Source organism: Ochrobactrum chromiisoli (assembly GCF_026241335.1).
GTDB lineage: Bacteria > Pseudomonadota > Alphaproteobacteria > Rhizobiales > Rhizobiaceae > Brucella > Brucella chromiisoli.
Window position 1 is genome coordinate 42334 of record NZ_JAPHAV010000019.1, and the last position, 22052, is coordinate 64385.

A 22052-nucleotide genomic window follows, 5' to 3' on the forward strand; every position below is an offset into this window, starting at 1 on the left:
ATCATGGCTTCAGTAGAACTTATTAACGTTTGTAAATCCTATGGCTCCGTCGAAGTCATCCGCGACATTTCTCTGTCGATCAATGACGGTGAGTTTGTTGCGCTTGTCGGGCCGTCCGGCTGCGGGAAATCGACTCTTTTACGTATGGTCGCCGGACTTGAGGAAATAACCGATGGTGAAATTGCCATTGGTGGTCAGATCGTCAACGGTATGACGCCGCGGGAGCGCAATATCGCTATGGTGTTTCAGTCTTATGCACTCTACCCGCATATGACTGTTGCACAGAATATGGGTTTTAATCTTAAGCTGGCCGGCAAGCCCAAAAATGTCATTGATGAGCGGGTTGCGGAAGCAGCACGCATGCTTGATCTTGGCAAGTTGCTGGATCGAAAGCCCTCGCAGCTTTCTGGTGGTCAGCGTCAGCGGGTTGCCATGGGACGAGCGGTTGTTCGCGATCCTTCTGTTTTCCTTTTTGATGAACCATTATCAAATCTTGATGCAAAACTCCGTGTTCAAATGCGCAGCGAAATTAAAAGCCTGCATCAGAAAGTCGGAACGACTTCCATCTATGTGACGCATGATCAGATAGAAGCGATGACCTTGGCGGATCGGGTTGTTGTTCTGAACCAGGGCCGGATTGAGCAACAGGGAACGCCACTCGAACTCTATAAAACCCCTGCAAACATCTTCGTGGCGGCCTTTATTGGTTCGCCAGCCATGAATCTTATCGCTGCAGTGATTGATGCAGATGCAAATGCACCGATAGCGCGTCTGAAAGACGGTACGGCAATAGGCATTTCATCTCAAAGGAGTGTAAAGCGGGGCCAGGAGGTTACGATTGGCCTTAGGCCGGAACATATTGGTTCTGCCACCGGCGGAGATATTCGCCTTGAGGGAAGAACAATTTTGGTGGAGCCAACCGGCGCACAGACACATGTGGTTTTTGAACTTGGTGAAGACCAGATAACTGCTGTTGTCGATGGTGAACAGCATGTGCGCGTTCACACAGCTTTTTCGGCGGCGATCAACAATGAGCGCGTTCATGTTTTCGATCGCGCCAGTGGCTTGGCACTATAAGTGCATTGGGATTGCGCCATCTACAACGCACGGAACCGCAGGTTTAAGCCTGTTGTTCTATGAGATTTTAGATCATTATATCAGGCCAATACTCCATGGAACCGGGCGTTGGCTATGCGGCGACGGCGGCGCGCAGTGCAGTTGCGAGCCTTTTGACGGCGACCTCGATTTCGTGTGGAGTATAGGCAGCAAAGCCCATCAGGAAGCCGGGTTTTCCGTCGCCGGATGCATGAAGTCCTGAAAGGCCAAGAAGTTCTATCCCCATGCGCCGCGCTGCATCAATTGCCGTGCGTTCGGAAAGTCCGCCGATCAATATGCAGGGCATTTGCAGGCCACCGATCGGCACTTGCGGTTCGACGAATTCTGAAAGATGTTTGCGAACCAGCGTTGTCAGAACGTCCAGGCGCTGCGCGTAGATGTTGCGCATGGTGCGAACATGGGCACCGAAATGTCCACCTTCCATGAACCGCGCCAAAGTCAGTTGTGCGATGGAGGCAGTATGCCCGTCGAGCAGGGTTCGTGCCACGGTCATAGGTTTGACCAGCTGCGGTGGTAACACAACATAGCCAATCCGAAGGCCCGGAAAGAGGGCTTTTGTGAAGGTGCCGATATAGATGGTCCGGTCATGCGGGTCGAGCCCCTGAACGCAGGCGGTAGGCTTTCCAGCATAGTGGAACTCACTGTCGTAATCATCTTCGATGATCCAGCTCTGATGCCGTGCGGCCCATTCGATCAAAGCGAGACGACGATCCAGCGCAAGGGTTGCGCCTGTCGGGAACTGGTGCGAAGGTGTCAAAAAAGCAGCTTTTGCACCGCGCGGATCATCGATAATTTGGTCAACCATTACCCCTTGTCCATCGACGCGCACAGGCAAGCATTCAAGCCCAGCAGCTTCAAATGCCTTGCGCGCACCATAATAGGCCGGATTTTCAATGAAGATCGGGTCGCCGGGATCGAACAGCATGTTGGCGCACAAGGTCAGCGCCTGCTGTGAGCTTGTCAGGACCACCACCCGTTCGGCGGTGGCGCGTGCGCCGCGTTCAAGATTGACATAGTCGGCAATAGCACGGCGCAATGGTTCCGTTCCTTGCGGATCGCCGTGATGTAAAGCCTGCGTGCCAACTTCTTTGAGCACCTGCCGCTCAAGACGCTCCCATAATGGAAGTGGAAAACTGCGAGTTTCCGGTATGCCGTGTGCGAACGGGCGTGGAGAGAGCATTTCGCGCACACCGCCACTGCCGAACATGGCAGCACCGCGTCTGCTGAGGTTCGGCGCTTGATTGCGTAAAAGTGCGTCACGCTGCGTCAGCCGGCGGCCGGGCGTGAACTCTGTCATTTCCGCGACAAAGCTGCCGCTTCCGACGCGCCGTTCAATAAAGCCTTCTGCGTGAAGCTGGGCGTAAGCGGACTCGATGGTGTCGCGTGAAACGCCGAGCGATTTTGCCAGCGCGCGCGAGGCCGGAAGCGGTTTACCCGGACCCAGCGCGCCGTCGACGATCAGTTGCCGGATGGCGCGTTGTATCCGTGCATGCAGTGGCATCGCCGCATGCGCGGGATGGGCAAGCCAAGCCTTCACAGACTCCAGTTGCGAATGCTTGAACAAATGGTCTGTACCTCTCTTCGTAAGTGGATGGGAACAACAGGCCATTTGTCCTCTAGAAGTCAAGGCAAAAAACGGGCCGCAAGCCACAATTCAGGAGCTTTAACAGAGCCATGTCGCATCGTTTGCCTTCACGATCATCCATTCGTCTGAATGATCTTACCCATCCAATTATAGCAGGACTGATTTCGGTCATCGTCAATTATGGCGGTACCTTCATTCTGGTCTTTCAGGCCGCGCGTGTTGCCGGTCTGAGCCCTGAACTCACGGCATCCTGGGTATGGTCTGTCTCTATTGGTGTTGGACTTACCGGCCTTTTTCTGAGCTGGCGTTATCGAGAACCGATCATCACCGCCTGGTCGACGCCGGCAGCGGCCTTCCTTGTAACAGCGCTTGCCACAACGCCCTATGCCGAGGCGATCGGCGCTTATATGGTCTCGGCTCTGGCCTTTGTTCTGCTTGGTCTTTCCGGCTGCTTTGAGAAAGTCATTCGGTTGATCCCCTCTGGCATCGCCTCTGGTCTTCTTGCCGGTATCCTGCTGCAATTTGGTATCGGAGCTTTTGGCGGCGCGAGTGTCGATCCTGCTCTGGTTGGGCTGCTGATCGTTGCCTATGTCGTGCTGAAGCGTTTTTCTGCGCGCTATGCTGTGGTTGGCATTCTGGTGATTGGTCTTGTTTTTCTGGTCACGCAGGAGCGTGTCGATATGTCTGGCCTGCAGCTCAAATTCGCGACGCCGATTTTCACCATGCCGGAATTCTCGCTTAATGCTCTTCTGAGCGTTGCGCTGCCACTGTTTTTGATCACCCTGACCGGCCAATACATGCCGGGAATGCTGGTGTTGCGCAATGATGGCTTCAAGACAAGCGCCAATCCCATTGTTACCGTAACCGGCCTTGGTTCGCTCATCATGGCCCCCTTTGGCTCGCACGCTTTTAACCTAGCGGCAATTACTGCGGCAATCGCCACGGGTCGGGAGGCGCATGAAGATCCGTCCAAGCGCTGGATCGCTGGTATTGCGGCAGGCGTTTTCTATGTGCTGGTGGGCGTTTTTGGCGTGACGCTGGCAGCGGTTTTCATGGCATTTCCGGCAACGTTTATCACCACGCTGGCCGGTCTGGCGCTGCTCGGTACCATCGGCGGCAGCCTTGCCAATGCGATGGCAGACCCCGCATCCCGCGAGGCGGCGCTCATAACCTTCCTCGCATCGGCCGCAAACATCAACCTGCTCGGTATTGGTGGCGCCTTCTGGGGGCTGGTGATCGGGCTGGCCGCTTATCTGGCGCTCAATGGCCGGTTGCCTCGCCGTGAAAGTGCCAAATTGGCAATCAGCGAAGATGCAGCGGAGTGAGGCTGATGAATATTATATCCATTCAAAGCCAGGTCGTGCATGGCCATGTCGGAAACAGCGCTGCCGTTTTGCCGATGCAGGTGCGGGGGCTGACCGTTGCGGCGGTTCCCACCACATTGTTATCGAACAATCCTCATTTTGAGACCATGCGCGGACGTGTGCTCGAATCGGAGCTCGTCGGTGATCTGCTTCGTGGTGTCGAGGAACGCGGATTGATCGAAACGAGCCGCTATATTATCTCGGGCTACCTGGGCTCGCGCGCCAATGGTGATGTGGTTGCCGCTTTCGTTGAGCGGGCGCGCAGGATCAACCCGGATATCGTTTATATCTGCGATCCGGTGATGGGCGATTCCAATCTCGGTGTCTTTGTCGCTGACCAGGTGGTCGAGTGTCTGCTTGGTCGCCTTGTTCCGATGGCGGATGTCTTGACCCCCAATCAGTTTGAGGTCGGCCTGATTGCGGGCAGCGGGATATCGTCATGGCGTGCGCTTGAGGCGGACGTTTTGAAAATACAGGCGCAACGCCAGGCGCGGTTGGTCGTTACCGGCTGCACTCTTGCCGACACGCCGGATGGTTTGCTGGAAAACATCGTTTTCGAGAACAAGACGAGCACAAGACTGACATTTCCACGCCTGCCTATCGCGCCGGTTGGCACAGGCGATCTCTTTACCGGTCTTTTGACGGCCAATCTGGCTCATGGTGGCACGCTGGTCGATGCGGCGCGCGGCGCGGGTGCCGTTGTGCTTGATGTGCTTGAGCGGACGATCGCCAGTGGTCAACAGGAAATGCGGCTCGCCAGTGTCATTGACGCGCTGTTGCCAGGCCGACGGGAGGCTCTCCACTGACCCTTTTCAGAGTGCTGATCTGACTGGATCAAATCGGCACTCTAGTCCTTTATTTTTACGCATTATCCGACGCAAAGCAGCGTCGCACTTTTTGGAAATGCTTTATCGAAACTTCTTTATGCGCTGGATAGATTTGGCAACCATTCCGTGTTCAAATCCCGTACCGACGGCAACGGACCAATGAAAATTTGCGCGACACGACTGCCCGCAATAGCCCAAGGAAAGAACAATATTCTGCATCCCAGAATGAGATGCGTTTCACTTAGGGCCTTCTGAACTATTCGGCTGCGACCAATGGAATCTGCGGCTCGGATGCAGCATCAACCGGCTTGAGCGACATATAGCCGTTCTGAATGTCGAGCACATGCGAATAGACGTTTTGGCCGTCTTCCAGCGTTGGCAGTTTTTCCTCATGCATGATGGAGAGGACAATTGCATCCGGGCAATGTGTTTTGAGCGCTGTGTGGAAACGTAGCTTCGACACAGGATCAAGCGCACCGGTTGCTTCATCAAGGAAGATCACTGATGGCTTATGCAGCAGAAGCCGGGCAAGCATGATCTTCTGTTTTTGCCCGCCAGAGAGCACCATGTCCCATGCCGATCCATCTGCATTGTCATCATTCATCCGCAGGATAAATTCGCCAAGTCCTGCTTCGTGTAATATGGCTGCAACCGTGAGATCATTGAACTGGCTTTCGTCTTCGGGAAGACAAACAAGTTGCTTGAGCGACACGCTTGGAAACTTTGCTTCCTGTGGTGTGTAGATGGCTTTTGCCTTCTGAGGATAGATGATGTCGCCGGTTCCATATGGCCAAAGACCATTGAGCGCCTTGATAAACGAGGTTTTGCCCGAGCCGGATTCGCCACGCATATAAACCCAGTCACCGGAGCGGATATTAATAACACCGGAGCGCAGAAACGGCGCTTCCGTGTCGGGTCCGAGCATGAGCGCAAGATTGCGGACCGAAAGACCAAAATGTGGGTGCTGCGCGGAAAATGTGAAACGGTTTATACCTGAACGGGCATAGAATTCGGCAGGCTCCTGCACGGCTTCAATGGCTTGTGCGAGACCAGTGACACGACCGGCATTTGCGCGCAGATTGGCAATTGCCGGCATGACCTGAATGAACCATGAGCAATCATTGATCATGGCGGCCACCAGTTCGGCACCGGTCACATAATTGCGGAAGCTGACCGCCCCGCTCATATAGGGGATCAGGCCCGGAATATAAGCGATGATGCGATTGGACAGAAAGCCATAAGCCTGTGAAAAGGCGAGATAGGCAGCATCAAAGCGGTTGAGTTGGTTCCAGGTTCCATCAACGTCTTGATAAAGACGCTTGTTGACCGTGCTTTGTACGGCTTCACCTTCGGAAGCCGAAATCTGGAAGCTGCGGCGTAGAAGCGTGGTCCATTCACCACGATAGGAGCCTTCCGCTTTTTGCATGCGCAGGTTGAGCTTTTCCAGTTTGCGGCCGATCTTGATCGCAATCAGTGTGCCAATCGGCACGTAGACTATGATAGCGGCAAAAGCCACGACCGCACCACCATAAGAGCCAAGAAACTCCAGTCCGTTTACTTCTGTCGAGATTTCCAGAAGTTTCTGGCCAACGAAGAACGCTGAGAGCAGGACACCAACAATGCCCATAACAAGACCAATGGCGCCGCCGGTCATGCCCTTGATGGATTCCTGCAAACGCTGATCGACATTATCGGGCAGGCTTGGACCTTTTCCCTGTTGCAGATGGTAATGCGTGTGATTGCGATCAAGCAGTGCATCGGAGAAGCTGTCATTGAGCCATTTGCGCCATTTCCGGTGCAAGGTGGTGGACAGAAGATGCCGGAAGCCGACCAGCAGCACATCCTTGCCAAGCATCAGTATGACCAGCATACCGGCATTGATGGCAATGGCCATCAGCGGGTCCTGCACCGGTGCACTTTTGACATTGACGATGGAATTCATCAGAAGGCCGGATGCTTCCGCAACCCAGACCGTCGTCTTGCTGATGAATGCTGTGAAGATGAAGATCGCGATCGTAAGGGCCCATGCCTCTTTCCAGCGGTCTGAAACCCAATAGGCGCGCATCACACCCCAGAAAGTGGTCATTTGCGACACGGCAGTGCGGTTCCCTGCGCTCAGGGACTGCTGGTTTATCTGCCGTATCTTTTTCAATTCGTGCCCGCTCCACAATAACGCTTTGTAACAAATTGCAACAAACTGTGGTTAACGAAATGTTAATAGTCAACGTAAAACGCGATCACATTTCTGCGCGAAAAATGAAACATTTATCAATGCGTTGAATTTTATGATCTAATTCGAGTTCAACAGTTGTGACGGTTGTGCGTTCGCCATGCCCTTGTGTTCGAAAAAACACGGTTAATGATCACTTAAATCGGGCAGTAATGAAATCTGGCAACGGATTCGCTTTGGGCATAGGTCTTGCCGTAGTGAAGCGAAGGTCGGCAAAAATTGCGCTTTAGAGCGTATTTCGATCTGATTGAAACAGACCGGCGCGCTAAACCGCCCACTCAACATCCGTTGTGAAGGCAATCGTCAGCCAGCGGTCAGGGCCTTCGCCGCCGAGCGCATCGCCGATTTCATCGCGCAATGCATCCCATTCTTCGAGTTTCTTTGCAGGTTGTGCCTTTGGTACAATAAAATAGAGTTCGATTTGTTTACCGCGTCCGACCTTGGCGACATAGGCGCGGTAAGATTTGAAGCCATAGCGGTCCACAACCTGCTTTGCCACGTCATCGACGTGCTTTTTAAAGTCGACAGGCGTAACCAGAAGCATGTCCGATAATGCCTGTTTGATCGTTGCGGCAGGCATTGGAATGATAATGACGCAAACAAGCGCAAGCACGGCAGGATCGATGTAAGGCGTGATCCAGTCGAATTGGGTTTCCTGAATGAAATAGCCAATGGTGAAGGCGATCAGAAGTGCCGCCGTTATGCCGCCAGACATGATCCAAGATTTTGCATCAAGGGCGATAAAATCTGATTTGAGCTTGCGGTTGGCGCGCATTTCAAGAAATGCCATGCCAAGACATGCAATGAGGGCGAGCACGGCATAGAAGATAGCATAGCTGAATTCCAGATCGCGGCCACCATCCATCAGGCTACCGATCGCGTTGATCAGCGCGTAGATGGCCACACCCGTGAGCATGATGCCATTGAGCCCCAGAACCATCGGCTCAAGATGCCAGAAACCCATGGTGAAACGGTCGCGCAATTTTCCGCGCGGCGGCTCTGGCAGCGCAGAAAGCGCAATCAGGCGTGAAACGACAAGTGCAAGACCACTCATCGCAGCATCGGCCAGCATATAGACGCCATCAAACACAATCGAAAATGACCCAGATAAAAGGCCGAAGACAACACCAAACCCTGCAATAAAAATAGTAACTGCTATGGATATTTGAAGAACAGACTGTTCACTACGCAATTTTTACTCCGAACTATCACGCAATGCGCGACAATAGACGCAGCGGTGAAAAATGCGGTTGCCGGATTGCGGCGGAAATCTATATGAAACTGCCTAAAGAGGCAAATTTAGCTATATTGTGTGTATAAAAAGCAGAAGCCCCCCAATAAATATTCGGGAGGCTTCGTGGTCAGATCACTGCGATTTCTGGTCTTTGACGAAAGTGCTGTCAGTTTCGCCTTTGAAGAAATCACGACCATAGACGAGCAGACAAAGGATGACGCCGGTAGCAAATGCCCAGGCTGCACCGCGTGTAGCCAGAACGGCGCCAACGATGCCGGCAATGCCAAGATCGCGCTGCGAACGTGCTTCCAGAATGCCAACACGCACCGACACATATCCCTGAATAAGCAGAGTCAGCGCCAATGCTACACCCAGGATCGGCTGAACAAGCGTCACAATCGGCATGAGGAGCAAACCTGTATTGGTTCCCCAGCGGAAAGAGCCTGCGCCACCAAAAAGCGAGTGCATGGCTTTTTTCCCTTGCGAGAAACGCTCTACAATCACCACATGCATTGCCGACCAAAGTGGCCCGCACATGCAGATATCTGGCCCGAGAACACTCATTGCGGCATTGCGTCCACCGAAGATCAGGTGCGCGCGGTCCGGACTATAGTCGATCTTTTCGTCAGGGCGCGCTTCGTCAGCTTCCTTCAATATAGCCCGGCTCTGCAACACATCGCCAAAGAGCACGATATAGGCTGCCAGCATCGTCGGAACAGCGGTGAGGAACATGGACACCGGAGGCAGACCAAGGCCGAATACTGTATATTCTCGCCAGAGAGTGCCAAAATCCGGGCTTGTGAAGGACCATTCTATTGTCGGCCATGGCGCTTCGCCAAAAAGCGGTGCGATGATGACTGCAAGCAAAATGATAGGAAAGATACCGAGCTTGCCGATAGTTGCCAAAATAGGATTAGTGTTTTTGATACGCGCAAATTGGCGCGAAAAGATCACATAGAAACCCATGCCAACAGCGATGCTGATCGTGAATGGGAATGTGTCAAAGCGACCGCCGACTTTGAAAACAGTAATAACTGCAGCAAAACCAGCCCCCACGATGACACCTGCTTTGATGGCAGGTGGTATCAGCTGTACGACTCGATGCGCCAATCCTGTCGCTCCGATGAAGATCGAAAACAACCCGAGCATCATCTGGAACGCAACAAGGGCATGCACGCGTTCCGGTCCTTCGGGGAAAGTGGCGCAATAAGCCATGAGAAGGGGAATAGCGGGTGTGATCCAGCCTGGCACAACCGGATCGCCTAGCAGATGATGCGCGAGATAGAAAAGACCGTTCAGGATGACGACCGCAAGCGCCACTTCAAAGGGCATGCCTAGAAGCTCTGTCATCAATGGAATTGCTGAAAGATCCACCGCGCACATCAATAGACCTTGGAAATAGTCTGGCCATTCGAATTTATAATGAACGAAGGGCAGGCGAATTTTAAACGGTCCGGCAGGCCAATATGGCTGCTCCTGACCGTCAATGCGTTCAGTGCTCAAGATTTTAACTCCGAATAGATCAAGCAGGCCGTAGAAGAGCGCTTATTTAGAGCACTCTTCCGCGACTGGATTTAAATGATATTTGCTAACTCAGAAGGCTTCGCGATAAAGCGCAAGCGCGTCAGCTTCTGTTACATCGACAGGGTTGTTGCCCAGAAGACGTGTCTGAAGCATTGCATCGCGCGCAAGTGTTTCGAGGCTTTCTTCGGTCACATCAACATCACGCAGGCGGCGTGGTGCACCCGAGCGATTCATCAGGTCTTCCATATATGCAACGAAAGCTGCTGAACGTTCTTCGGTTGTACCGTCTGATTTGCCGATCAGAAGGTCGGCAAGTTCTGCATAAAGCTCGGCAGCACCCGCCATGTTAAAGCGGAGCACTGGCCCTAGCATCAGAGCATTGGAGAGGCCATGCGGCACATGATAATGACCGCCGAGTGGATAAGCCAGTGCATGAACGGCGCCTACCGGCGAGTTCGAGAAAGCTTGCCCTGCGAAATTTGCACCAAGCAGCATGGCTTCACGGGCGTGACGATCTTTGCCATTTTCACAGGCCGCAACAAGATTGGCAGACAAGAGCTTCAACGCTTCGCGCGCAAAAGCATCGGAAAGAGGATTTTTCTTGATGCGGCTGGTATAGGCTTCGATTGCGTGAACCATGGCGTCGATGCCGGTGGCAGCCGTATGAAGTGCTGGCAAGCCGCAGGTCAGTTCGGCATCGAGAATGACGAAATCCGCGTAAAGCTGGCGGGAGACGACACCCATCTTGGTGGTCTCGCCGGTAGTAAGGATTGTGATGTTCGTCACTTCCGATCCGGTGCCCGCTGTGGTCGGAATCTGGATCAGCGGTAGGCGCGTACCCTGTACTTTGCCAATGCCATAAAGCTCGGACAGTTGCTGCTCGGAGACAATAAGGACGGCCGCAAGCTTGGCAATATCCATCGAAGAACCTCCGCCTAGGCCCAGAACGATATCGCAACCGGCTGCTTTGGCCTGATCGACACATTCAAACAGAACCGACTCCGGAGGGTCGGCAACAACAGCATCGAAAATACTGGTGACAAAACCCGCCTTTTCAAGCGAAGCAAGCGCTTCGTTGAGCACGCCAGCCTTGTGCAGCCCCCTGTCGGTTACGATGAGGACTTTGCGCTCGGAAAACCGTTCTCCCAAAATTTCGCCGAGCCGCTTTGCAGCGCCCCACTCAACGAGCATTGAGCCGACCGTATCGAACGAAAATGGCTTGATACCTACAGTCATACTTTCCACCCTTATCCAAATTTCCCCAGCGCCGAGGTCTCTCATTCCTCGCCGGTGCCGAGGCTCTGGGTTTTAAGCGGTCTGGCTTTCGCGTATAGGAAAGCCAGACCAGCAGTTTCCCGATGTTGCCGGTGCATCGGTCGTTTGAAGAGATGCTTGGGAGGATCTCTGCTTTATTGTTCACTATATTGAACAATGTTCAGTATTTTATTGATCGATACAGGATATGAAGCCCGGCTGTCAAATCATCCCTTCGACGAAGAGCGAGGATCATAAGCCATTCAATGGCGCGCTCTGTTGAGCAGTCGCGCAAACCATTGATCCCGTGTTGAGATTTTTTGCATGATTTGTAAGGCGAAACATAATTTCTGAGAGCTGCTGTGGCTGGGCTCGGATTATGTGCCGGGTGCTGGACGGCTTCGCTATATATTGTGTGTGAGCGTCTCTGTCAGATTGTCGAATGCCGCGAATCTATCTATCGGATTACCTGTTCACTGGTTTGGCCCGTCTGAGGTCGGGCACCATAAAATATCCCTGTTATTCACAGCCGCAGCGCAACAAAATTAGATTTAATTTTTTTGAAGCATCTATCCATTGACGAAGTTTTAACTTCAGGTACTACATATTGTGTTCAAGGTTCTTACGATTCGTGAGAATTGAAAGCGAAGATGGGAATACGGTGCGCTGCATTCATCGTGGATGTTGTTAAGCCGTAGCTGCCCCCGCAACTGTAAGCGGCAAGCTCAAATCCAGATGTCACTGGCACAGGCCGGGAAGACGGATGAGGGCGGTGAGCCGTGAGCCAGGAGACCTGCCTTGAACGTAACGTCCACGGGCGGGGTGTCCGGTTGGCGCGCGATAAACTATGGCACTGTGCTGCCACGTTTTTTGGTGCCCCGTATATCCCTCTCAATAGCTTCGGGGTGAAAAGCATGTCGAGTGATTTGAAACAGAATAGTTCCGGTCCGCCCTTTACGGGCTAGTGTGCATGGCTTGCCAGTGGGGTGAGCCGCATTTCTTCAGTTTCCGAGTTTTTCCGCGCGCATTTTACCATGTGCGAGCGTCTTTGTGCGTCGTTACTCCAGTAGCCGCAACCCATACCAATCTATCCCCAGTGAGGAAAAAATGAACGTTACCGTCTATAGCAAGCCCGCCTGCGTCCAGTGCACAGCAACCACCCGCGCGCTCGATCGTCAGGGCATTGAATATGATGTTATCGACATTTCCGCGGATAGCGATGCGTATGATCTCGTTCAGGGACTGGGCTACCGTCAGGTACCGGTTGTTGTTGCCGGTGAATCCCATTGGGCTGGTTTTCGTCCGGATATGATCAGCGCGCTGGCATAATCCCTTCCGCTGCCGGGGTTTGTTATGGGCCAGATCGTCTATTTTTCCAGCCGTTCGGAAAACACGCATCGCTTTGTGATGCGTCTGGGGATGCGCTCAAAGCGCATTCCGCTGGAAAGCTATGAAGACAATGGGGGCCTGTTGCGCGTCAACGAGCCTTTTGTGCTCGTAACACCAACCTATGGCGGCGGAGGCGCGAAAGGTGCTGTTCCCAAGCCGGTCATCCGCTTTCTTAATGATGCGGATAACCGATCCTTCATTCGCGGCGTCATTGCCGCTGGAAACAGCAATTTCGGGGAGGCCTTTGGCCTCGCAGGCAACATCATTTCTGCCAAATGTCAGGTTCCCTACCTCTATCGTTTTGAGCTTCTAGGAACCGACGAAGACATTGGCAATGTTAAAGACGGGATGGAACGATTTTGGACACGGCAGACACAACCCTGACCCGTGAGCACGAGACAGTCGCTGCTTCGCAAAAGCAGGAGTCATCTGCGGCGACGGTTGCTGCATCAGGCAGCAAGCCGCAGAAACCTGCTGAGACCTCGCTCGATTATCACGCGCTCAATGCAATGCTGAACCTCTATGATGATGAGGGGAAGATTCAGCTGCATCGCGACCGCCAGGCGGCACAGCAATATTTCCTGCAGCACGTCAACCAGAACACGGTGTTCTTCCATAATCTGCGTGAAAAGCTCGATTATCTGGTCGCTGAAGGCTATTATGAGCGGGAAGTGCTGGACCAGTATTCCTTTAATTTCGTGCGCGATCTTTTCGATCATGCCTATGACAAGAAGTTCCGCTTCCCGACCTTCCTTGGCGCATTCAAATATTACACCAGCTATACGTTGAAGACCTTCGACGGTAAGCGCTATCTCGAGCGCTACGAAGATCGCGTCTGCATGGTGGCATTGACGCTTGCGCGTGGCAACGAACAGCACGCGCGCGAAATGGTCGATGAAATTATTGCGGGCCGTTATCAGCCAGCAACGCCGACCTTCCTCAATGCAGGCAAAAAGCAGCGCGGCGAGCTGGTCTCGTGCTTCTTGCTACGCGTTGAAGACAACATGGAATCGATTGGTCGCTCCATCAATTCGGCGCTTCAGCTTTCAAAGCGTGGCGGCGGTGTGGCTCTGAGCCTGACCAATATTCGTGAATCCGGCGCACCGATCAAACAGATTCAGAACCAGTCTTCCGGCATTATTCCGGTGATGAAGCTTCTGGAAGATTCATTCTCCTACGCTAACCAGCTTGGTGCGCGTCAAGGTGCGGGTGCGGTTTATCTGCACGCTCATCACCCTGATATTATGCGCTTCCTCGATACCAAGCGTGAAAATGCGGACGAAAAAATCCGCATCAAGACATTGTCGCTTGGTGTTGTGATTCCCGACATCACGTTCGAACTCGCTAAAAACGACGAAGATATGTACCTCTTCTCGCCTTATGACGTTGAACGCGTCTATGGCGTGCCAATGACCGAGATTTCGATCACCGAAAAATATCGGGAAATGGTTGATGACGGCCGTATCCGCAAGAAGAAGATCAATGCGCGTGATTTCTTTCAGGTTCTGGCGGAAATCCAGTTTGAGTCCGGCTATCCATACATCATGTTTGAAGACACGGTGAACCGCGCCAATCCAATCGATGGCCGCATCACCATGAGCAATCTCTGCTCGGAAATTCTTCAGGTGAGTGAAGCCAGCATCTTCAATGAAGATTTGTCTTATGAGCATTTGGGCAAGGATATTTCCTGCAACCTCGGCTCGCTCAATATTGCAGCAGCCATGGACAGCCCGGATTTTGGCAAGACCATCGAAACCTCAATCCGTGCTCTGACGGCTGTTTCAGACATGAGCCATATCGGCTCGGTGCCATCCGTTGCACGCGGCAATGATGAGAGTCACGCCATCGGCCTTGGCCAGATGAACCTACACGGCTATCTCGCCCGCGAGCGTATTTTCTATGGATCGGAAGAAGGCGTCGATTTCACCAATATCTATTTTTACACGGTGGCCTATCACGCTGTTCGCGCGTCCAATCTGATCGCCATTGAACAGAAAAGCTCGTTCAAGGGCTTTGAAAAGTCGAAATATGCGACGGGCGAATATTTCGACAAATATACCGATCAGGTCTGGGAGCCTGCGACGGATAAGGTCCGCGAGATTTTCGAGGCTGCCGGTATTGCGATCCCGACACAGGAAGACTGGCAGGAACTGAAAAAATCCGTCATGGAAGGCGGCCTTTATAATCAGAACCTGCAGGCCGTGCCGCCGACTGGTTCGATTTCCTACATCAACCATTCGACCTCTTCGATCCATCCGATTGTTTCCAAGATCGAAATCCGTAAAGAGGGCAAGATTGGCCGTGTTTATTACCCGGCTGCCTTCATGACGAATGATAATCTTGAATATTATCAGGATGCTTACGAGATTGGCCCGGAAAAGATCATCGACACCTATGCGGCGGCAACGCAGCATGTCGATCAGGGTCTGTCGCTGACGCTGTTCTTCCGTGATACCGCGACGACACGCGACATCAACAAGGCGCAAATCTACGCGTGGAAGAAGGGCATCAAGACGATCTACTACATCCGCCTGCGCCAGATGGCGCTCGAAGGTACGCAGGTTGAAGGCTGCGTCTCTTGCGCTCTCTGATCAGGATCGAGACAAATGAATATGCAGTTTAAAAACAACAATGCGAAAAAGCCGGCGGTCGTGCGGGCCATCAACTGGAACCGGATCGAAGACGACAAAGACCTCGAAGTCTGGAACCGTCTGACCGGTAATTTCTGGCTGCCGGAAAAGGTGCCGCTCTCTAACGATATCCAGTCGTGGGAAACGCTGAAAGCGGAAGAAAAGCAGCTCACCATCCGCGTGTTCACAGGTCTGACGCTTCTGGATACGATCCAGAATGCCGTTGGTGCTGTGACACTTATGGAGGATGCCTCAACGCCGCATGAAGAAGCTGTTTTGTCGAACATTTCCTTCATGGAAGCGGTTCATGCACGGTCTTACTCGTCGATCTTTTCGACACTGTGCTTAACGCCCGATGTGGACGATGCCTATCGCTGGTCGGAAGAAAACGAATTCCTGCAAAGGAAGTCGCAGTTGATCCTCGAAAATTATAATGCTGAAGATCCGCTCAAGAAGAAGATTGCCAGCGTGTTTCTGGAAAGCTTCCTGTTCTATTCGGGCTTCTATCTGCCGATGTACTGGTCGAGCCGCGCCAAGCTCACCAACACGGCTGACCTCATCCGCCTGATCATCCGCGATGAAGCCGTTCATGGTTATTATATCGGCTATAAGTATCAGCGCGCGCTTGAGAAGCTTGATGAAACCAAAAAGCAGGAGATCAAGGATTTTGCCTTCGATCTGTTGTTGGAGCTTTATGACAATGAAGTGCGTTATACCGAAGCGCTTTATGATGGCGTGGGTCTGACCGAAGACGTGAAGAAGTTTCTGCATTACAATGCAAACAAGGCTCTGATGAACCTTGGCTATGAAGCCCTGTTTCCGGCGGAAGCCTGCAAGGTCAATCCGGCGATCCTTTCGGCGCTTTCTCCGAATGCCGACGAGAACCATGACTTCTTCTCAGGCTCAGGCTCTTCTTATGTGATTGGCAAGGCAGTCGCGACTGAAGACGAAGACTGGGATTTTTAAGCGAAGCTGACACGCAATAAAATCCGGCGAAACTGGTTTCGCCGGATTTTTTTTGGAATCGATTTCCGCAATATGATGTCTTTCTTGTCAAGGTGAGCATTGGTGCTAACCATTATGTCGCTTCTGGTGAGTGTTTTGTGCAATTTCGCTTATATCTGTTGCCACAAGTTTGGAGTAGCTCTAAAGCATGTCGCGGAAAAGTGGGAACCGGTTTTCCGAGAACGACATGCGTAAAACAAGAAGATAGAGCGAGCGTATTGGGTACGATTAGGCGTGATCAGTCTCTCGCGGGCTCCACGGATATTGGCAGCGTTAGCTGGGTTGTTCCAACTGTGCAGATGCGCGGTGCAACATGCGCAATCGGCACGCCGCTTCATTCATGGCAGATGGTTGCGCAGGGTAAACTGCCTGCGGCGCAAAATTATGAGAAGTACGGCCGCAGAGCTGTTCCGCAACCCGGAGCAGATTGCAAAAGTCAAACAAGATCATAAACGATGCTCAATGGAGCCGTCTTTGTGAGTCCAATCCCGGATAATGTTCAACCAGCCTTGCCCACCTCCGATCAACAAAGCACCTGCCTGAAAGAATGACCCGGAAAACAGATGACGTTTATTTCCTTATCTCCTAAGCGGCTTGAGGCATCATGAAGGCTTTTCTCGATATTCTGAGCTTTGGACCGGATGGCTGGGGCCATGTTCTGATGATGGCGGTGCTGGTCACTGTAGCGCTGTCTGTTCTGGGTTATCTGCTGGGCGCTGTCATCGGCGTATTCGCAGCCTGGGCGAAAATCTCCGGTGGGCGTACACTGCGCTCGATTGCCGATGCTTACACCACCATTATTCGCGGTATTCCTGATCTGCTGGTGATCTATCTGTTTTATTTTGGCGGCAGCGCCGCTGTAACGGCGATCGGCCGTTTCTTTGGTGCGCAGGGTTTTGTCGGCTTTCCGGCATTCCTCGCCGGTGTGCTGGCCATCGGTATCTCATGCGGTGCGCATCACACGGAAGTCTTTCGCGGCGCATTCCGTGCGGTCTCCAAGGGCGAGCTTGAAGCAGCCTCAGCGTGCGGCATGGGACAGGCGCTCAAATTCCGCCGCATCATTGCGCCGCTCGCGCTTCGCCATGCACTTCCGGGCCTTGGCAATGTGTGGCAGGTGGCGTTGAAAGAGTCGGCTCTGATCTCGGTTGTGGGTGTTGTTGATATTCTTCGTCAGGCACAGATCGGCGCTGGATCGACGGGATTGCCCTTCAATTTCTACCTCATTGCCGGTGCGCTTTATCTGCTGATTTCGTCGGTTTCCGGCACCATCCTGCAGAAAGCTGAACGTCACTTCTCGCGCGGCGTGCGGAGAGCATCATGAACTTTCAATTCTATTCAGAAGCCTTCATGCAGATGATTGGCGGCGTTCCGCTGACCCTTCAACTTGCTGCCAGTTCGATTGTCTTTGGCGCTGTGCTGGCTTTGCTTTTTGCCTTGATGCGTCTTTCGGGCATAACTGTTCTCGACTGGATTGCCCGCCTTTACGTGTTTGTATTTCGCGGTACGCCGCTTCTGGTGCAAATCTTCATTATCTATTACGGCCTCAGCCAGTTTCCGGCGGTGCGTTATTCTTTCCTCTGGCCGATCCTGCGCGAGCCTTACTGGTGTGCGATCATTGCACTGACCTTGAACAATGCAGCCTATGCCAGCGAAATTATTCGCGGCGGTCTTCTATCCGTGCCCAGTGGCCAGATCGAAGCTGCGAAAGCTTGTGGCATGTCGCGCTTCACCTGTTTCCGCCGCATCGTCATGCCGCTGGCAATTCGTCAGGCTTTGCCCGGCTATGGCAATGAAATGATCTCCATGGTGAAGGCAACATCGCTGGCCTCGATCATTACTCTGATGGAAGTGACCGGCATCGCTGCCAAGCTGATCGCTGAATCTTATCGCGCGATTGAAGTGTTTGTTATTGCGGGTGCTATCTACCTCGCTATCAACTTCGTTCTGACACGTTTGCTTATGTTTGCTGAATATAAGCTTACACCTTATCTGCGCCAGCCCGTCGTCAGGATTACCACCGAAGGAAAAACATCGTGAGTAAAATCATATCTCCCAATGCCCCTTTGGCGTTGAAAGTTGAAAATCTGCGCAAAAGCTTCGGTACCAATGAGGTGCTCAAGGGTATATCTCTGGAAGCGCGCGAAGGTGAAGTCATTTCGATCCTCGGCTCTTCAGGATCAGGTAAATCGACTTTCCTGCGTTGCATCAATCTGTTGGAAATTCCAACTTCCGGTACGGTGACTGTTTCCGGTGAGACCATTCGCATGGCCAAGAACTCAAAGGGCGAAGCCTATCCGGCCGACAAGAAGCAGGTCTCGCGCATCCGTTCTGAGCTTGGCATGGTTTTCCAGAGCTTCAATCTCTGGTCCCACAAGACCATTCTCGAAAATATCATTGAAGCGCCGATCTATGTGCAGGGCCGTTCGCGCGCTGAATGTGTGGAAGAAGCGGAAGCGCTTCTGGCCAAGGTTGGTATCGCCGACAAGCGCGATTTTTATCCGGCGCATCTTTCCGGCGGTCAGCAGCAGCGTGCGGCCATTGCGCGTGCGCTTGCGATGAAGCCGAAAGTGATGCTGTTTGACGAGCCAACTTCGGCGCTTGATCCAGAACTGGTCGGCGAAGTGTTGCGCGTTATGCGAGGGCTTGCTGAAGAAGGCCGCACGATGCTGGTTGTCACGCACGAAATGGGCTTTGCGCGTGATGTATCCAATCGCGTTGTGTTTTTCCACCAGGGACTGGTCGAAGAAGATGGCGCGCCTGAAGAAGTGTTCGGAAACTCGAAATCCGAGCGTTTCCGCAAGTTTATCAGCCACGAAAATGCAGCCTGATCATTTCAAACAATGCTGATTTGTGCCAAAAGGCATATTAGCAATTAAACTGCGTAAGGTAAGTCCAATGAAGACCACGGGATTGTTCAAAGCCCTGTTCGTTTCTGCACTCGTTCTCACCACCGCTTCTGCGCATGCAGAGGAAAAGAAGTGGGACAAGATCACGATCGCTACGGAAGGCGCTTTCCGTCCGTATAACTTCACCAAGCCAGATGGCACACTGGATGGCTACGAAGTTGATCTCTACAAGGATCTCTGTGCGCGCATGAAGGTTGAATGCACGCTGGTCGCGCAGCCTTTCGACGGCATTATTCCAGCGCTCAATGCTGGCAAGTTCGATGCGATCATGGCTGGCCTGACTGCTACGCCAAAGCGCGAAGAAACCATCGATTTCACCGTTTCCTACGGTCTGACGCCACAGACTTTCGCAACGCTGAAGGACAGCCCGTTTGCCAAGCTGCCGCATACTGGTGAAACGCTTTATCTTACCAAGGACGAAGCTGCTTCCCAGAAAGTGATTGATGAAGTTGCGGCTGAAATCAAGGGTCGCACAGTAGGCGTTCAGACTGCTTCGCTGGGTCTTTCACTGTTGGACAAATATTTTAAAGATTCGACAGATATCCGTGAATACAAGACGACCGACCAGCATGACCTCGACCTCAAGTCGGGCCGCGTCGATCTGATTGTTGCTTCATTGGCTTACCTTTCGGATGCAGCCAAGAAGCCGGGCAATGAAGACATTGTTATGACCGGTCCTTACTTCAAGGGTGGAATCTTAGGTCGCGGCGTTGCCGTTGGTATTCGCAAGAACGAGCCTGAACTCAAGCAGAAGTTCAACGAAGCCATCGAAGCTGCCAAGGCTGACGGCACGATTAAGAAGCTTTCCGAAAAGTGGTTCGGCTTCGACGTTACACCATAATCTGCTTAGATAAGCCCTAATGAGACGCCGCCCACCGGGCGGCGTTTTTTATGGCGGATAAAGCATGTTGCAGAAAAGTGGGAACCGCCTTTGTGGGCAAATCGGTTCACCGGACTGATTTTTATTCCCGCTACGATCCGAGAACGTCATGCGTAAAAACACGAAAATAGAGCGGGCATATTAGGTGCGATTAAGCGCGACACGCTCTAGCTTTTTTGTACGGCAAGCTTTTGAATTGATTTTATGCAGTATCCAACGCACAACCATTTCATACGGTTCTTTATGCCGTCAGTTATTGAGTGAAGAAAGAAGTTGCTGCGTTGACTGATGATATTGCCCATACCGAACTGATTGCAGTTTTAACTGCTGTCACAGGTGAGCAGCCACGCGTGATGACAGTTCATCAGGGCAGGGCTTTGCCATCCGGCCCGTTTGAATCAGAACACCGATCATTACAATCTGGCCTGCGGGCGTGGGTTCAGAAAGAAACCGCTCATCCGGTTGGCTATCTGGAGCAGCTTTATACATTTGCGGATCGTGACAGACATAAGCTTGGTGAGCGAACGATTTCAATTAGTTATCTCGGCCTTGTTCGTGAATATGACGGTGGTGATGGCTATGCCGGTTGGCATGGTTGGTATGATTATTTGCCGTGGGAAGATCACCGTCAGGGTGTGCCCGAGATCGTCAGGCATCTTAGCAATGATCTTCGTGTTTGGGCAGAACAGACTTCATCGCCTGCGCTGACTGCACAGCGTTTGCGGCGTATTGCCTTTTCCTTCGGCCTGAATGATGAGCGTTGGAATGAAGACCTTGTGCTTCAGCGCTATGAACTTCTCTATGAAGCTGGTCTTGTGCATGAGGCCAGCACGGTTGGCTCTGAAAACGGTCAGCATATGTTTGCTGACCATCGTCGTATTCTTGCGACGGCCATTGCAAGGTTGCGTGCCAAGATCAAATACCGCCCCGTTGTCTTTGAATTGATGCCGGACACGTTTACGCTTTTTCAGCTTCAGCGAACGGTTGAGGCGCTGGCAGGCTTGCGTCTTCATAAACAGAATTTCAGGAGACTGATTGAACAACAGGATCTTGTTGAAGAAACTGGAGAGAGTGACAGTGAAACAGGCGGACGGCCTGCAAAATTGTTCCGCTTCCGCTACTCAATTGTTGAGGAACGCGCACTGACTGAGCGGCACCTTGCAGGAAGTAAATTGCCGTTATCGCGGGAATAATTTAGTAGCTTATCCGACACTGAAAAGCAAAAATCCCGGACAAAGCCGGGGTTTTGTTGCTTACGGAAAACTGGAGCGGGCGAAGGGCTCCATATAAGATTGAACTATTTAAATTATTTCTCCATCAATATGTGGTTTTGTATCGTGGATTGTATGTTGTTTCGATACTTATAAGGACAGACATGTCGCCGTTGCTATAGATACGAATGGCAGCCGGTTAGAGATACGTTTTGTGCCAGTGGCCACCAAAAGGTTATCTGGCACTGGAAAAACGTACTGCTCTGCTCCCTAATAACTTGAAAAAACTTAGGTTTCAGACCGCTCTCGCCTTTCATCAGATTCTTAATTGCCAAGGATCGCCGGCAGACGCAGGCCTTGCTGCTTTGCCCAGTCGAGCGCTTCTTCGTAGCCTGCATCGGCATGACGCATAACGCCGGTTGCAGGATCGTTCCACAGAACGCGACCGATGCGCTCATCTGCTTCTTCCGAGCCGTCACAGCAGATGACCATGCCCGAATGCTGCGAGAAGCCCATGCCGACGCCGCCACCGTGATGGAGCGATACCCATGTTGCACCTGATGCGGTATTAAGAAGTGCGTTGAGCAATGGCCAATCGGAAACGGCATCCGAGCCATCCTTCATGGATTCGGTTTCGCGGTTTGGCGAAGCAACCGAGCCTGAATCGAGATGATCGCGACCAATGACGATCGGTGCTTTCAACTCGCCATTGCGGACCATTTCGTTGAAAGCAAGACCGAGGCGATGGCGATCTCCAAGACCGACCCAGCAAATACGGGCTGGCAGTCCCTGAAACTCGATGCGTTCTTTTGCCATGTCGAGCCAGTTGTGCAGGTGCTTGTTGTCCGGCAGCAGTTCCTTCACCTTGGCATCGGTCTTGGCAATATCTTCCGGGTC

The 22052-nt window shown here is 52.5% G+C and carries 17 protein-coding genes, 2 pseudogenes and 1 riboswitch; of the genes and pseudogenes, 13 read left to right on the forward strand and 6 right to left on the reverse strand.

Annotation, left to right across the window (positions count from 1 at the left end):
* Positions 1-3: 3 nt before the first annotated feature.
* Positions 4-1077, forward strand: a complete 1074-nt coding sequence (locus OPR82_RS20660) for an ABC transporter ATP-binding protein (RefSeq protein ID WP_265986806.1) — start codon at positions 4-6, stop codon at positions 1075-1077.
* Positions 1078-1189: 112 nt separating this feature from the next.
* Here OPR82_RS20660 and pdxR read toward each other — a convergent pair whose 3' ends face one another.
* Entirely contained in the window at positions 1190-2680 is a 1491-nt protein-coding gene (pdxR, locus tag OPR82_RS20665; protein WP_265986808.1) for a MocR-like pyridoxine biosynthesis transcription factor PdxR, read from the reverse strand.
* A gap of 110 nt (positions 2681-2790) precedes the next feature.
* Here pdxR and OPR82_RS20670 point away from each other — a divergent pair, with 110 nt between their 5' ends.
* Together OPR82_RS20670 and pdxY are read left to right on the forward strand one after the other, a co-directional pair.
* Positions 2791-4026, forward strand: a complete 1236-nt coding sequence (locus OPR82_RS20670) for a benzoate/H(+) symporter BenE family transporter (protein WP_265986810.1) — start codon at positions 2791-2793, stop codon at positions 4024-4026.
* Between the two features lie 5 nt (positions 4027-4031).
* Positions 4032-4871: a pyridoxal kinase gene (pdxY, locus tag OPR82_RS20675; protein WP_265986812.1), complete on the forward strand. Its 840-nt coding sequence runs from the start codon at positions 4032-4034 to the stop codon at positions 4869-4871.
* A gap of 277 nt (positions 4872-5148) precedes the next feature.
* Here the strand turns inward: pdxY and OPR82_RS20680 are convergent, their stop codons facing one another.
* From OPR82_RS20680 to OPR82_RS20695, 4 genes are all read right to left on the reverse strand, one after another.
* Positions 5149-6987 carry an ABC transporter ATP-binding protein/permease gene (locus tag OPR82_RS20680; protein ID WP_265986813.1) on the reverse strand — a complete coding sequence of 613 codons (1839 nt, stop codon included), beginning with the start codon at positions 6985-6987 and terminating at the stop codon, positions 5149-5151.
* A 400-nt stretch (positions 6988-7387) separates the two neighbouring features.
* A complete protein-coding gene (locus OPR82_RS20685; RefSeq protein ID WP_265986814.1) occupies positions 7388-8314 on the reverse strand; it encodes a cation diffusion facilitator family transporter in 927 nt (308 codons plus the stop codon).
* A 174-nt stretch (positions 8315-8488) separates the two neighbouring features.
* The gene (locus OPR82_RS20690) at positions 8489-9859 is read right to left on the reverse strand and encodes a hypothetical protein (RefSeq protein WP_265986815.1); all 1371 of its coding nucleotides are present in this window, start codon (positions 9857-9859) and stop codon (positions 8489-8491) included.
* Positions 9860-9949: 90 nt separating this feature from the next.
* Positions 9950-11116, reverse strand: a complete 1167-nt coding sequence (locus tag OPR82_RS20695; RefSeq protein WP_265986817.1) for an iron-containing alcohol dehydrogenase — start codon at positions 11114-11116, stop codon at positions 9950-9952.
* A gap of 617 nt (positions 11117-11733) precedes the next feature.
* Positions 11734-11949: riboswitch (cobalamin riboswitch) on the forward strand.
* A gap of 292 nt (positions 11950-12241) precedes the next feature.
* Between OPR82_RS20695 and nrdH the strand changes: the two genes are divergently transcribed.
* From nrdH to OPR82_RS20745, 10 genes and pseudogenes are all read left to right on the forward strand, one after another.
* Positions 12242-12463: a glutaredoxin-like protein NrdH gene (gene nrdH, locus OPR82_RS20700; protein ID WP_265986818.1), complete on the forward strand. Its 222-nt coding sequence runs from the start codon at positions 12242-12244 to the stop codon at positions 12461-12463.
* Between the two features lie 24 nt (positions 12464-12487).
* Positions 12488-12907: a class Ib ribonucleoside-diphosphate reductase assembly flavoprotein NrdI gene (gene nrdI / locus OPR82_RS20705; protein WP_265986819.1), complete on the forward strand. Its 420-nt coding sequence runs from the start codon at positions 12488-12490 to the stop codon at positions 12905-12907.
* Positions 12883-15114 (forward strand): class 1b ribonucleoside-diphosphate reductase subunit alpha, encoded by a 2232-nt coding sequence (gene nrdE / locus OPR82_RS20710; RefSeq protein ID WP_265986820.1) that lies wholly within the window; start codon positions 12883-12885, stop codon positions 15112-15114. Before nrdI ends, nrdE begins: the two co-directional genes overlap by 25 nt.
* Before the next feature lie 15 nt (positions 15115-15129).
* Positions 15130-16119, forward strand: coding sequence for a class 1b ribonucleoside-diphosphate reductase subunit beta (gene nrdF / locus OPR82_RS20715; RefSeq protein WP_265986821.1), 990 nt, complete (start codon positions 15130-15132; stop codon positions 16117-16119).
* Between the two features lie 275 nt (positions 16120-16394).
* Positions 16395-16709, forward strand: a pseudogene (locus OPR82_RS20720) (amidohydrolase); the annotation flags it as partial.
* 53 nt (positions 16710-16762) lie between these two features.
* Positions 16763-17479, forward strand: a complete 717-nt coding sequence (locus OPR82_RS20725) for an ABC transporter permease (protein ID WP_265986822.1) — start codon at positions 16763-16765, stop codon at positions 17477-17479.
* Positions 17476-18195, forward strand: coding sequence for an ABC transporter permease (locus OPR82_RS20730; RefSeq protein WP_265986823.1), 720 nt, complete (start codon positions 17476-17478; stop codon positions 18193-18195). Before OPR82_RS20725 ends, OPR82_RS20730 begins: the two co-directional genes overlap by 4 nt.
* The gene (locus OPR82_RS20735) at positions 18192-18986 is read left to right on the forward strand and encodes an ABC transporter ATP-binding protein (protein WP_323054577.1); all 795 of its coding nucleotides are present in this window, start codon (positions 18192-18194) and stop codon (positions 18984-18986) included. Before OPR82_RS20730 ends, OPR82_RS20735 begins: the two co-directional genes overlap by 4 nt.
* Positions 18987-19053: 67 nt before the next feature.
* A complete protein-coding gene (locus tag OPR82_RS20740) occupies positions 19054-19905 on the forward strand; it encodes a transporter substrate-binding domain-containing protein (RefSeq protein WP_265986824.1) in 852 nt (283 codons plus the stop codon).
* A 320-nt stretch (positions 19906-20225) separates the two neighbouring features.
* Positions 20226-21137, forward strand: a complete 912-nt coding sequence (locus tag OPR82_RS20745; RefSeq protein WP_265986825.1) for an NUDIX hydrolase — start codon at positions 20226-20228, stop codon at positions 21135-21137.
* Between the two features lie 342 nt (positions 21138-21479).
* Here the strand turns inward: OPR82_RS20745 and OPR82_RS20750 are convergent.
* Positions 21480-22052, reverse strand: a pseudogene (locus OPR82_RS20750) (urocanate hydratase); the annotation flags it as partial.